The organism is Wolbachia endosymbiont (group A) of Apotomis capreana (genome assembly GCF_964027025.1).
In the GTDB taxonomy this organism is placed as follows: Bacteria; Pseudomonadota; Alphaproteobacteria; order Rickettsiales; family Anaplasmataceae; genus Wolbachia; species Wolbachia pipientis.
In genome coordinates, this window is the sequence record NZ_OZ034721.1 from 839,805 (window position 1) to 852,453 (window position 12,649).

The following is a 12,649-nucleotide window of genomic DNA, read 5'->3' on the forward strand; positions in this document are numbered from 1 at the left end:
CAGTAATACAATAGACTTCTTGCACTACCTCCCAAGCCACAACTGTCATTCAGTAGAAACAAAAACTTTCTTGACAAACTCCGCCAGCCCACTTATCATGAAACTGAAGCTATTGTATTTGCTTTCGCCAATCTGCAGATTAAAAGGTAAGGATTACTTAATGTATCGGCGTCTTATGTTCAATTTTTTGCAGTATATAGATACTGTATGTCTTTACAAAACTTCATCTACATCTAGATTTTTATCTAAATAAGCTGAACGCGCTTATAAAGCGTTACAAGACATCAAAAAATGCCAATACTCGACAGAGATAGTAAAAGACTAGCTAACTCGGGGATTCTTTGTCTTTTTTTCTGCTTAGTAAATTTCTTAAACATTTGCAGCGTAGGTTAGTTGCAATTAAAAGCGGCTGAATCTCGCTTGTCAAGCGTTTAAAACATAAAAAACGCCAATATTTTAAAGCGGATAATAACCTCAGGGCTTCTTTTGCCTTTTTTTTCATTTAGTAAATTTCTTAATGTTTATAGCTAAACGGCAGTGTCGACATTTATTTTAACCAAAGATAAATGCCAGCAATGTGAACAAAAGACAGAAAAGCTATGGCCAATTTGTCGTAGCGTGTAGCAACTCTGCGGAAGTGCTTGATTTTGTTGAACATCCTTTCGATTAAGTTTCTCTCTTTATACAATTCTTTGTCATATTCTCTTGGTGTTTTTCTGTTGGAACGCGGTGGGATTACTGGCTCAGCATTTACAGCTTCTGCAGCCTCAATCATATAATTTGCGTCATACCCTTTATCGGCAATAAGTGCCTCCATGTTCTTGCCTTCTATCAGGTCTAAAGCTTTTACGTAATCCGATCTTTGCCCTGCAGTAACAAAGAATCTCAGTGGGTTGCCCAAAGCATCACAAGCAGCGTGTAATTTGCTTGAAAATCCTCCTTTGCACCGTCCCAGCTCTTGTTCTTGTCTACCAGTTTCCACATTTTTTTCTTGCACCAGCAGCATGTTGATGTGCCCTGATTATTGTTGAGTCTATCATGAGCCACTCTGTGTCTCCATTAACAGCTAATGTGTTGAAAATCATCTGCCAAACACCAGATTTTGCCCACCTTATAAAACGTTTATGTACACTTGACCATTTTCCATACTCAGCCGGCAATGCTCTCCATGTTGCTCCTGTTCTACCTATCCACATTATTGCAGCTACGAATCTCCTGTTATCTTTTGCGCTTCTTCCTCTATCTCCTTCCTTACCTGGCAGACTGTTTTTTATTCTCTCCCATTGCTCATCTTTTAAATCATATAGCATTCTCTTTACCTATTAATAAAGAGTACTCTATATCACTATTTTTTTTATGTCGACAAGACCTAAGATAATGCAACAGATTCTTTAATATTTCAATAACAGTGCCTGCAAGAACAGGGTTGGAAGTGTTCCTTTGTTTATTACCTTAGTATATGAATAAGGATTCCCCGAATCTAATATGTAATTGCTGTAGGCTGCATTTAGTAATATAATCTCATATTAAATAAGACGTTACTTAAGTTTATGCTAGATTCTCCGCTAATTTTGACAGCCATTCTTATATTTTTCATTTTTACGTTGTCATTCTTTTTTATAAGAAAGATATTTGGTTCCACAAACAAGAAGATAATAAAATCCTTTAGGAAAATTGTTCAGCAAATAAATGCATTAGAAACAGAAATGCAGAGTTTATCTGATGAGGAGCTTGCTGGTAAAACTGAAGAATTCAAACAAGAATTGAAAAATGGGAAAACGTTAAATGATCTTCTCGTACCTGCATTTGCAGTTGTGCGTGAAGCCTCTCGAAGGTTTCTTAACATGAGGCACTTTGATGTTCAACTGATTGGTGGAATGGTGCTCCACAATGGTATGATATCAGAAATGAAAACAGGAGAGGGAAAGACACTCGTTGCAACTTTAGCAGCATATCTAAATTCCTTAGAAGGGAAAGGCGTACACGTCGTAACTGTTAATGACTACCTTGCAAAACGAGACACAGAGTGGATGAGCAAATTATATAATTCTCTTGGGGTTTCTGTTGCGTTTATTACGAATAACTTGACAGACGAAGAGAGGAAAGAGGCTTACAGTGCAGATATCGTGTATTCCACAAATAACGAGCTTGCCTTTGATTACCTGCGAGACAATATGAAATTTTCTCAAGAAGACATGGTTCAGAGAGGCTTTCACTACGGAATAGTTGATGAAGTGGACTCAATACTCATTGATGAAGCTCGCACTCCGCTTATTATTTCTGGCCCGGTTGAGGAAAACAATCAGATATATAAGCATATCAATAAAATAGTAACCAAATTAGTTGACTCTGATTATGAAGTAGATGAAAAAGGTAGAACGGTATTCTTGACTGAAGATGGTATTTCACGAGTGGAGGAACTACTAAGATCATACAATCTCATTCCTGAAAATTCCTCGCTCTATGATACTGACAGCATGATAATGACTCATTATATGGACCAAGCATTACGTGCACATAAGCTGTTCACTGCTGATAAAGATTATATAGTGAAAGATGGAAAGGTAGTGATTATTGATGAATTTACTGGGCGTATGATGGAGGGCAGGAGATATTCCGATGGTCTTCATCAGGCACTTGAAGCGAAGGAGAATCTTGAAATTCAGCATGAAAACCAAACTTTAGCATCGGTCACATTTCAGAATTACTTTCGTATGTACAATAAACTTTCCGGAATGACTGGAACAGCAGCAACAGAGGCAGAAGAGTTTCGTGATATATACAGATTAAATGTAGTAAAAATTCCAACCAATGTATCTGTAAAAAGAGTTGATATTGATGATGAAATTTACGGTACAGAAAAGGAAAAATTTAATGCTGTATTGAAGTTTATAGAAGAATGCCACAAACGCCTTCAACCGGTCCTTGTTGGCACGGTGAGCATCGAAAACTCTGAGAAGCTTTCTGCGCTTTTGCAAAGCCATTCTCTTAAGCATTCAGTATTGAATGCTCGTTATCATGAACAAGAGGCGTACATAATAGCGCAAGCTGGGGTGCCAGGTAGTGTCACTATAGCAACTAACATGGCAGGACGTGGAACTGATATTCAGCTTGGTGGAAATGCTGAAATGATCGCAAAGGTGGAGCTAAAGAAGATAAAAAATGCTGATGAAAGAGAAAAAAAATATCAAGAAATAGTTGAAAGAGTAAAAAAAGATAAGGAAATTGCTATAAAAGCTGGTGGTTTATGTGTGGTTGGAACCGAAAGACATGAAAGCAGGAGAATAGATGATCAATTACGTGGCCGTTCTGGCCGTCAGGGTGATCCTGGACTTTCTAAGTTCTTTTTATCGCTCGAAGATGACCTAATGAGAATATTTGGTTCTGATAGAATGAGAAGCTTTTTACAAAAAGTAGGGTTAAAGAATAACGAAGCTATTCATCATCCATGGATCAATAAGGCACTTGAGAAAGCGCAAAAGAAAGTTGAAGCTAGAAACTATGACGTGCGGAAATCTCTACTTAAGTTTGATGACGTAATCAATAACCAACGTAAAGTTATTTTTAAGCAGAGAAACAATATCTTAGGCAACGAAATTAATGATTTACTTGAAGTATATAGCGAAGTAAATGAGAGCGTAATAGAAGGTATAGTCCAAAGTGGCTATTATGAGGATTATATTGAAGATATAGTCAAAGAATTCCATACAAGGTATGGAATAACGCTTGATAAAGAAGATTTAGCAAAGTTTTTAAACAAACAAGAAGCTTTGGATTATATAAATGATAAGATACAAGAATTTTTTACTGAGAAAGAAAAATATTTCAACAGTCAGCACACTACAGATTTGTGGAATACGATCGTGAAGCAAATGATGATAATGACACTTGATCATTTATGGAGGGAACACCTTTCAGTTCTAGAGAGCCTAAGACAAAGCATAAGCCTACGTGCCATGGGGCAGAAAGATCCACTGAATGAATTTAAACGCGAAGCTTTCTTGATGTTTGAGTCAATGCTTGAAAAATGGAAGGAACTCACCATTCACCGCCTAGCGCACTTTAAGTTGGCAGATAACCAAGAGATAGGCAATAGGTTACATTCTGCTAGAAATAGCAGACTTCCCAAAGTCTCAAGAAACGACAAGTGCCCTTGTAATTCTGGAAAGAAGTACAAACACTGCCACGGCGCGGTTACTGTGGTGAATTAATAATTATGGTTGTACAGTTTGTTTATTTCCATCAACATTACTGCAGCTAACCTCACTTAGCTTACTGTTTAATGAATGCTCTGATGACTTATATGCAACCCCATAGGAAATTCCACCAACGATCAGTGCAGATGCCACAGTAATTACAACTATTGCTAGTGCAGGTAATGCAGTAGCATAAATGAGTGCTAATGGAGCAACAATGGCAGCTAATATACCTACAGTAATTCCTGCTGTTATAGCTTTAGGTCTATGAATAAATGATGGATCTGCACCATAATTTAGCAGAAGTTTCGCTACTTTTGGATGTTGATAATTTAGTCTTGGATGTTCACCATGAGTGTAATAAACAGCATAATATAAAGGAGTTCTTCCGTCTTTATCTTGTGCATTAACGTCTGCTCCCTCTTCTAGCAAAACTTCTACTACTTGTGTGTATCCATTCTCAGCAGCATAATGTAAAGGACTTCTTCCATATCTGTCCACTACATTAACATCTGCCTCTTTTTTTATAAGATGTTTTACTACTTCTATATGACCACTATAAGCAGCATAATGCAAAGGAGTCCCTTTATCTTCATTTTGTGCATTAACGTCTGCTCCTTCTTCTAGCAAAACTTCTACTACTTGTGCATGCCCATGCTGAGCAGAATAATGTAAGGAGGTTTTTTCCCATTCATCTTGTACATTAACATTAGCTCCGTTTTTTGTTAAGTATCTTACTACTTTTTCATAGCCATTTTCAGCTGCTATAAGTAATAAATTGCACTTGAGCACTATAAACGTGTAATTTATATCAAATTCGTTTTTTTTCCACTCATCATATATAAGTTGATTTTCCTGCTGCAGCTTATCTTTAATTCTATCAATTAAATTTTCCTTACTCAGATCTGGACTACTGTTGACTTCTTGTAGTATTAACCTTAATGTCATTTCCTTCTCCAAGATATAAAATTTTATTATGGCATATGGAGTGGATTATGTCAATGAAAAACTAAGAAACTGGTTCTTCTTTTTTTCTATAGCTTTAGGTTTACCTACAATTTGAAAAACAACAAATTCGTCATTCCGCTACTCGTTAGCGCCTCGGCGGTATGATGTAGGGAAACCTTTCTTGGGTTAGCTATAAAGTTAAAATTCGACCAGGGCAGCCGCAATAAGGTAGCAAACGCCATCATGTCTTTAGGAGAGTTTGCTAATGAAGGCTCTTAAGTTGACGCCATTGCCTGAACGGATACGCCAATTTTTATGTTCATTTGTAACCGTTTATTATTTTACACCCCAGTCTTTTTCAAATATTGCTAGTCCTTGGTCAGTAAGTGGGTGATTAATTAATTGTCTAAGTACTTTTGCTGGCACAGTAATTGAATCAGCACCAAGCCTTGCAGCTTCTATTACATGCGCTGGGCTTCTCACTGATGCAACAAGAACTTTAGTATCAAAACCGTAATTAGAATATATAGTACATATATCTTCTATTAGCGATAAGCCATCATAGCTTATATCATCAAGGCGACCAACAAAGGGGGAAATAAAACAAGCACCGACCTTAGCAGCAAGCAGTGCTTGTCCAGGAGAAAAACATAATGTGATGTTAACAGGTATTTTATGCTCTGTCCATAACTTTTTACAAGAAATTAATCCTTCATGTGTAAGAGGTAATTTGATCACAACATTATCAGCAATTTTTGCTAAATTCAGACCTTCTGTGATCATCTCTTCATGGCTATCTGCAACAACTTCAACACTAACAGGCCCTTTTATAATAGAGCATATTTCACGCACTAAATCCTCGTATTTATCTTTACGCCCGGACTTTGCTATTAAAGAAGGATTAGTTGTTATGCCGTCAATGAACTCCTTTAGTCCTTTAATTTCATTTAAATCAACGCTATCAAGAAAAATTTCCATATTAATCTCCTATAAAAAAAATACCCTTGCAAAATCTTGTCATCCTACCGCTTGACTTACAACCGTATGAACTTCCTGCGTTGTAAACATCAAACAGCCGATAACACAACTGTACAAATATTGAGACATAAGAGTAATTTGTACCAAGAAAAAAGATGTCATCCCAGTGCCCAGACCCCTTAGACAATGTACCATCTTTTGATTTTGTCCATTCTGGGCGGGGTTTTCAAGTTCTTTGATCTTAAATACTACATCTACTTTATCAAGATCAATGTTGACTTCTTTTACTAATGTTCTAATAAGACTACGTTTGGCTTGCCAATCTAGGTCCGATTTAACACTAGAATAAAAGCCCTTTATGCTATTTGTAATAAGATTCATTTTCTGCCGTATTCCCTTTTACCTTTTTCTTCTCTCCTTCAATCTCTTTTAAACGTTACTTCATTTTTTTTATTGCCTGCTTAAAGTCTTCCTTACTTATAGTTAGTGCATACTTTGTTGCCGTAAAAACTTCTGGTACCCAAACAATTGTAATAAGTATACACAATCTTTGTCAACTATTTTCGGCACTGGTATATTGACCTTACCCAGAAAAAGTGGAGAGAAAGAAAGGAGTTTTTTCGGGTAAAATAAAATTTTGGAGGATTAGAAATGGTAAGAGAATATACGGCAGAATTCAAATTGGAAGCTGTTAAGCTGGCAAATGAACAAAGAAAGGTAGGTCAACCAGTTGCAAAAGTAGCAAGAGATCTAGGAATAAGGGATAGTGTATTAGGAAAATGGATGAAGAAATATAACGAAAAAAAGTCAGCGGCAAATGCATTTCCAGGTAGAGGTAACATGGCTCCTTACGACAAAGAGAGGTTTGATTTACAAAGCAAGAGTAACAAGGGAAAGAGACATTTAAAAAAAAGCCCTGGCCAGTCAAAAAGAGTAAAATATTTTTTTATATAGTAACTGCTATAAAGTACAGGAATTATGTAGGATTTTCTGCTAGTGGCTACTATAAGTGGACCACAAGAAAAATAAGCAGTAGAGAATCAGCAAATAAAGAGCTGCTCGCAGCTATTCAAAAAATATATCAAGTTTCTAAATGTAGATATGGAGCTCCTAAAATTCATGCTGAATTGAAGGCTTTGGGTAAAAGTTGCAACTTAAAAACAGTGCAAAGTATTATGCAGAAAAATGGTATTCAGGCTATATTGAGAAGAAAATTTAAAATTAAGAAACAACAAACGGACAGTAGCTCCCAATATATTAGACCAAAACTTTATTGTCGATCAACCAAATAAAGTATGGGATTACTTATATAAAAACCAAAGAAGGATGGCTATATTTGGCAGCAATAATTCTCACGTATGGTAGTTAATGAGTAGTGCAATAAATAAACAATTGGTTATGAACTCTTTATTAATGGCCATTAATAGGCGTAAACCTGTTAAAAATCTACTGCTGCACAGTGACCAAGGTTCACAATATACTGCGCAAGGGTATCAATATCTCTTAGCTGTAAAGAATATAGATGAGTAATAAAGGCTGTTGTTACGACAATTCTGTTGTGGAAAGCTTCTTCAGTTCTCTAAAAAGGGAGTTACCAATAGACACCTCTCGGCACTCTAAACAGCATATCAAAACTGCTATATTTGAATATATAGAAATTTTTTATAACAAACAACGTCACTATTAACTATTGCATTCCAGAACAATTTGATGCATCATTCTCTTTGTGAAAAACATTCCAAACTTTCTCTCCACTTTTTCTGGGTAAGGTCAGATACTATAAACTATAAAAAAATTTCTCCGATAGTTCATATAGCAAGTAAATTCACAAAATGAAGACTATTATTTTTATTACAGGTGTATCTACGGTTGGAAAATCAAGTTTGGCTCATATATTAGGTTCAAAGATTTTTATGCCTAGAAACTTTGCAATTCCACTAACTATAGCTAACCCAAGAAAGGTTTCCCTACGTCATATCGCCGCGGTATCTCAGCATAGATTCCGCTAACGAGTAGCGGAATGACGAATTTGTTGTTTTTCAAATTGTAGGTAAACCTAAGCCACTTTAGCTATACTTGTAGAGAAAAAAGAATAGATGATGATCCTAAATATTTAATAAATTTGACTACTGAGGAATTTCAAAAATCTCAATTTTTTATTAATTGTGATATGGTACATTCTATCTTCATATAGCTTTCCTCTTCATACCTCAACTAATGAAATCAGAAGCATCAACTCCCTTTTGCAAGCAAGCAGCAATAACAGTGTTCATCATTAGAAATGCAATGGTCATTGGGCCAACGCCCCCGGGTACTGGGGTCATAGCTTTGGCTTTCCCTTTTATTCCTTCAAAGTCAACATCACCTACAAGCTTTCCTACGTTAACGCTATTTATGCCAACATCGATCACTATTGCACCTTTCTTTATCCAGTCTGCTTGAACAAAATTTTGCTTTCCGACTGCTGCAACTACTATATCCGCTTTAGAGCAATATTCAGCTAAATCCTTGCTTTGTGAATGCAAGATGGTGACAGTGCAGTTTTCTTGCAATAGCAGGTAAAACATTGGCTTGCCCACGATATTTGACCTACCAATTACCACTGCGTTTTTACCGGAAAGGTTCTCTTCAATTGACTTAATTAAATGCAAAGAACCTTTAGGAGTGCAAGGTATAAGGCAGTTTTTTTCACCTTTAACTAATTTGCCAACGTTTTCATCATGAAAGCCATCTACATCTTTTTCAACACTTACTGTGTTAATTACTCTGCTTGCACTAATATGATTTGGTAAAGGCAATTGCACTAAAATGCCATGCACAGATGGATCTTCATTTAATTCATTGATTTTTTCAATTAATTCATCTTCTGAAATATTATCAGGCAAAACAATGGTCTCAGAACTTATGCCTATTGATTCTGCTTTTTTCTGTTTGTTGCGAACATAAACCTGACTTGCTGGATTGCTGCCCACGAGAATTACTTTCAGGCAAGGAAAAATGTTATACTCTCTCTTTAAAATATCAATTTTTTGTGATAGCCTCTCACATAGGTCGTTTGCTATTTTTTTACCATCAATAATAATTGTCACTTCCTTGCCACTCCTTAAAGTCGGGTAATTTGATATCAAATAAATCCAATACTTTGCCAACAGAATGATTAATAATATCATCCAACGATTTCGGTTTAATATAAAAAGCAGGCACTGGTGGAGCAATAATTGCTCCCATCTCCGTTAATTTTAACATATTTTGTAAATGCCCAAGATGCAGTGGTGACTCTCGCACCATAAGAACTAACTTTCTTCTTTCTTTTAGCGTTACATCTGCAGCCCTTGTCAATAGATTGGAAGTAACACCTGATGCGATTTCAGACATTGTCTTCATAGAGCATGGTGCTACAATCATCCCTGAGGTTTTAAATGAGCCGCTTGCTATTTTTTCTCCAATCTTTTCTTCAGAATAGTAAAAATCTGCAAGTGATGTAATATCTTCAAGTTTTTCTTTAATCTCGTGAGCTAAAGTTATTTTCCCAGCACGACTTATCACTAAATGAGTTTCATAATCGACGTCTTTCAACGCTTCTAAAATACGCACACCGTAAATAGAACCAGATGCTCCACTTATTCCAATTACAATTCTGCTATTCACTTAACTCTTCTTCGTAGCTCATTCCCAATGCACGTTTATAGGTATCAAGCAATATTTCTTGTTCCTCTCTGTCATCATCATCCATCTTCCTCAGCCTAATAATTTGTTTCATCACTTTTATATCCCAACCTTCATCTGCGGCTTTTGCATATACATCACGAATGTGATCTTGCACATCCCTCTTTTCTTGTTCAAGTTTTTCGATTCTCTCTATGTAACCCTTCAACTCTTCAGCCGTTATTTTTACTGTATCTTCCATGAAACTCCACTAATTAATTGCTGCCACTAATATTACCAGTTTTTACTTGCACTTCAACAACAGTAATAATATTTTTATCTTTTTTTAAAATCTTAAAGCGAAAACCATACATGGAAAACTCCTCGCCTTCGTCAGGAATGCGCTCTATTTCATTCACAATCATACCTGCTAGAGTTGTAGCTTCTTCATCAGGGAGATTCCAGTATAACTGCCTGTTAATGTCCCTAATAGTAGATTTTCCTTCTATGTGATACATATTATCAGATATTTTCTTTATAAAATTCTCCGTAATCAAATCATGTTCATCCGAAATTTCTCCAACTATTTCTTCCAGTATATCCTCAAGAGTTACAATTCCCTGCAGTGCTCCATACTCATCAATAACAAATGCAAGGTGTTTCCTGTTCTTACGGAAGTTGTGAAGTTGCACGCTGAGCGGTGTACTTTCTGGTATGAACCAAGGCCTTGACATAACTTGGGTAATGTCAACTTCTTCCGCTTTATTATTCTTTTCACGCAAAGCATTTATTAGAGCTTTCACGTGAATTACACCTACAATGTTATCTGGTTCCTTCTGCCATAAAGGTACTCTACTGTGACTGCTGGTTAAAATCTCTCTTATTAACTCTTCTTTATTCCGATCTATATCAAGAGAAAATAGGTTTCTTCTATGGGTCATAATTTGTGATATCTCTGTCTCAGCCAAATCAAGTATGCTGCTTAGCATATCTAAATCCTGTTGCAACATAGTTCCTTCACTGCGGTGAAGAGTAATCATATTACGCATTGCATCCGCTGCAGATATCACTTCCTTATCTTTATGCAGCCCACATAATTTTAGGATGAGGTTAACAATAAATTGAATACCTAGTGTCAATGGAGAAAAAATCTTTACAAAAAACAATACAAAATAAGCAGAAAATGATGCAAATTTTTCAGGATTTTGAATAGCATAAGTTTTTGGTAGAACTTCGCAGAACAATAAAATACAAAATGTCATTATAATTGTTGATAGGAGAATGCCCTCATTTCCAAAAAGATTGATAAATATTGCTGTAAATAAAGCAGAGCAAGTAATATTAATAATTGTATTGCCGAGCAATACCGTTCCTATTGTCAATTCTTTCCTATTTAATAAGCGATCTATTACCCTGGCTTTTTTGTTACCGTCTAGCTTTAGCTTATTAACTCGAGAACGGCTAATTGAGGTTAAGCCTATTTCTGCTCCTGAGAACAAAAACGATAAAACTAACAAAACAAAAATTGCTGATGATACTAAGACCAATAACCAATCCATTAAAGTACGATGTTATTGTGATAAAAAATAAAATTAATTTTACATGTTATGAGAGGCATTTGCAAGCCTGAATTTATATTGCCGAATTTTATATACCTTTAATCTTAAAAAACAAATCATAAAGCATATTACACGCTGCGTTCACATGCTCATCCTCAATGATAAGTGGTGGGGTTACCCTTACTACTTTGTTGTTTAAAACCCTAGTTATTATTAAACCTTTATCAAGAGATCGACTAATAATTTTATCAGCTACAAGAGTTGCTAGTTCTATTCCCATTAGTAACCCTTCTCCACGAACTTCTAAAATCATCTCAGGAAATTCTTTAGCTAAAAGCAACAGCTTTTCTTTTAAATATTTACTAATTCTTTTAACATGATCAAAAAAGTCTTCTTTTAGCATTATATCGAGCACTGCATTACCAACAGTCATGGCAAGTGGATTGCCACCATAGGTTGATCCATGAGTTCCTGGAGTAATTGCTTCTGCTATATAATCTTTCACTAAACATGCAGCTACAGGAAAACCGTTACCCATAGCCTTCGCACAGGTTAGCATATCAGGTTCAATGCCGACATTTTGATAATGAAATAAAGAACCGATGCGTCCATATCCGCACTGCACTTCATCAAAGCACAAAATTATTCCTTGAGCTTTTGTTATTTCCCTTACTTTTTGAAGATATTCTACGTCTAGTGGATATACTCCACCTTCGCTTTGTATGGGCTCTAAAAATACAGCAGCTATTTCATTGTTGATTTTTTCTTCTAATGCTTTAATGTCATTTCTTGGCACTTTATCAAAACCAGAAAGGAGCGGAGCAAAACCTTCGCGTGATTTTTCATTGCCTCCAGCAGAAATTGCAGCAATACTGCGGCCATGAAAGCCTCCTTCAATTGTAATAATACGATTACGTTTTGCTTGCCCTTTTGAATAAAAGTAACGACGAATAAACTTAATTGCAGCTTCTGTTGCTTCAAGCCCACTTGAGCAGAAAAAAACTTTATCTGCAAAAGTCAGGGTTGTTAAACGCTCGGCAAGCCTTTCTTGCTCGGGAATAGTGAAAATGTTAGAGCAGTGCCATAATGAGCTCGATTGCTCTTTCAGCTTATCTGTAATGTATGGATGACAATGCCCTAAAGAAGTTGTAGAAATACCTGCAGCAAAATCTAAATATTTTTTACCATCTTTATCAAAAAGATATGCCCCTTCTCCCCTGACTATAGGAGTGTCAAGTCTATTATACGCATTAACAACATGATCCATTTTATAAGTATTGTGGTATTATCTATACTATACCTGAAATGAATCCATTAACACAA

12 protein-coding genes and 1 pseudogene are annotated in these 12,649 nt (G+C 36.0%); 5 read left to right on the top strand and 8 right to left on the bottom strand.

Features of this window, described 5'->3' with window-relative positions:
• Positions 1-547: 547 nt before the first annotated feature.
• Positions 548-1,310 (bottom strand): annotated as a pseudogene (locus AAGD50_RS04145) (IS5 family transposase).
• Positions 1,311-1,550: 240 nt separating this feature from the next.
• Here AAGD50_RS04145 and secA point away from each other — a divergent pair.
• Positions 1,551-4,211, top strand: coding sequence for a preprotein translocase subunit SecA (secA, locus tag AAGD50_RS04150; RefSeq protein WP_155968456.1), 2,661 nt, complete (start codon positions 1,551-1,553; stop codon positions 4,209-4,211).
• A 3-nt stretch (positions 4,212-4,214) separates the two neighbouring features.
• On the opposite strand, the gene AAGD50_RS04155 is transcribed toward secA, so the two are convergent.
• Together AAGD50_RS04155 and fsa are read right to left on the bottom strand one after the other, a co-directional pair.
• A complete protein-coding gene (locus AAGD50_RS04155; RefSeq protein ID WP_174516903.1) occupies positions 4,215-5,144 on the bottom strand; it encodes an ankyrin repeat domain-containing protein in 930 nt (309 codons plus the stop codon).
• 336 nt (positions 5,145-5,480) lie between these two features.
• A complete protein-coding gene (gene fsa, locus AAGD50_RS04160) occupies positions 5,481-6,122 on the bottom strand; it encodes a fructose-6-phosphate aldolase (RefSeq protein WP_007552982.1) in 642 nt (213 codons plus the stop codon).
• A gap of 651 nt (positions 6,123-6,773) precedes the next feature.
• Between fsa and AAGD50_RS04165 the strand changes: the two genes are divergently transcribed.
• The 4 genes from AAGD50_RS04165 to AAGD50_RS04175 all read left to right on the top strand — a co-directional run bounded on the left by AAGD50_RS04165 (position 6,774) and on the right by AAGD50_RS04175 (position 7,809).
• Positions 6,774-7,076 carry a transposase gene (locus AAGD50_RS04165; RefSeq protein ID WP_151807816.1) on the top strand — a complete coding sequence of 101 codons (303 nt, stop codon included), beginning with the start codon at positions 6,774-6,776 and terminating at the stop codon, positions 7,074-7,076.
• Positions 7,077-7,198: 122 nt separating this feature from the next.
• Complete coding sequence (locus tag AAGD50_RS06825) at positions 7,199-7,414, top strand: IS3 family transposase (protein WP_353286574.1); 216 nt, start codon at positions 7,199-7,201, stop codon at positions 7,412-7,414.
• Positions 7,415-7,490: 76 nt separating this feature from the next.
• Positions 7,491-7,652: a DDE-type integrase/transposase/recombinase gene (locus AAGD50_RS04170; protein ID WP_010082071.1), complete on the top strand. Its 162-nt coding sequence runs from the start codon at positions 7,491-7,493 to the stop codon at positions 7,650-7,652.
• A complete protein-coding gene (locus tag AAGD50_RS04175) occupies positions 7,645-7,809 on the top strand; it encodes an IS3 family transposase (protein WP_141456809.1) in 165 nt (54 codons plus the stop codon). The genes AAGD50_RS04170 and AAGD50_RS04175 overlap by 8 nt, the downstream gene beginning before the upstream one ends.
• Before the next feature lie 523 nt (positions 7,810-8,332).
• Here the strand turns inward: AAGD50_RS04175 and folD are convergent.
• The 5 genes from folD to AAGD50_RS04200 all read right to left on the bottom strand — a co-directional run bounded on the left by folD (position 8,333) and on the right by AAGD50_RS04200 (position 12,593).
• Positions 8,333-9,211: a bifunctional methylenetetrahydrofolate dehydrogenase/methenyltetrahydrofolate cyclohydrolase FolD gene (gene folD / locus AAGD50_RS04180; protein WP_264723676.1), complete on the bottom strand. Its 879-nt coding sequence runs from the start codon at positions 9,209-9,211 to the stop codon at positions 8,333-8,335.
• Positions 9,195-9,770, bottom strand: coding sequence for a UbiX family flavin prenyltransferase (locus AAGD50_RS04185; RefSeq protein ID WP_006280027.1), 576 nt, complete (start codon positions 9,768-9,770; stop codon positions 9,195-9,197). The genes folD and AAGD50_RS04185 overlap by 17 nt, the downstream gene beginning before the upstream one ends.
• The gene (locus AAGD50_RS04190; RefSeq protein WP_010082293.1) at positions 9,763-10,029 is read right to left on the bottom strand and encodes a DUF2312 domain-containing protein; all 267 of its coding nucleotides are present in this window, start codon (positions 10,027-10,029) and stop codon (positions 9,763-9,765) included. Before AAGD50_RS04190 ends, AAGD50_RS04185 begins: the two co-directional genes overlap by 8 nt.
• A 13-nt stretch (positions 10,030-10,042) precedes the next feature.
• Complete coding sequence (locus tag AAGD50_RS04195) at positions 10,043-11,326, bottom strand: HlyC/CorC family transporter (protein WP_007549013.1); 1,284 nt, start codon at positions 11,324-11,326, stop codon at positions 10,043-10,045.
• 88 nt (positions 11,327-11,414) lie between these two features.
• Positions 11,415-12,593 (bottom strand): aspartate aminotransferase family protein, encoded by a 1,179-nt coding sequence (locus AAGD50_RS04200; RefSeq protein WP_155968466.1) that lies wholly within the window; start codon positions 12,591-12,593, stop codon positions 11,415-11,417.
• Between the last annotated feature and the right edge of the window lie 56 nt (positions 12,594-12,649).

Bases quoted from the DNA above. Each gene is read 5' to 3' on its own strand.
- AAGD50_RS04175 (WP_141456809.1), top strand. From the start codon at position 7,645: ATGAGTAATAAAGGCTGTTGTTACGACAATTCTGTTGTGGAAAGCTTC.
- AAGD50_RS04190 (WP_010082293.1), bottom strand. From the start codon at position 10,029: ATGGAAGATACAGTAAAAATAACGGCTGAAGAGTTGAAGGGTTACATA.
- fsa (WP_007552982.1), bottom strand. From the start codon at position 6,122: ATGGAAATTTTTCTTGATAGCGTTGATTTAAATGAAATTAAAGGACTA.
- AAGD50_RS04165 (WP_151807816.1), top strand. From the start codon at position 6,774: ATGGTAAGAGAATATACGGCAGAATTCAAATTGGAAGCTGTTAAGCTG.
- AAGD50_RS04155 (WP_174516903.1), bottom strand. From the start codon at position 5,144: ATGACATTAAGGTTAATACTACAAGAAGTCAACAGTAGTCCAGATCTG.
- AAGD50_RS04195 (WP_007549013.1), bottom strand. From the start codon at position 11,326: ATGGATTGGTTATTGGTCTTAGTATCATCAGCAATTTTTGTTTTGTTA.
- AAGD50_RS04200 (WP_155968466.1), bottom strand. From the start codon at position 12,593: ATGGATCATGTTGTTAATGCGTATAATAGACTTGACACTCCTATAGTC.
- AAGD50_RS04170 (WP_010082071.1), top strand. From the start codon at position 7,491: ATGAGTAGTGCAATAAATAAACAATTGGTTATGAACTCTTTATTAATG.
- secA (WP_155968456.1), top strand. From the start codon at position 1,551: ATGCTAGATTCTCCGCTAATTTTGACAGCCATTCTTATATTTTTCATT.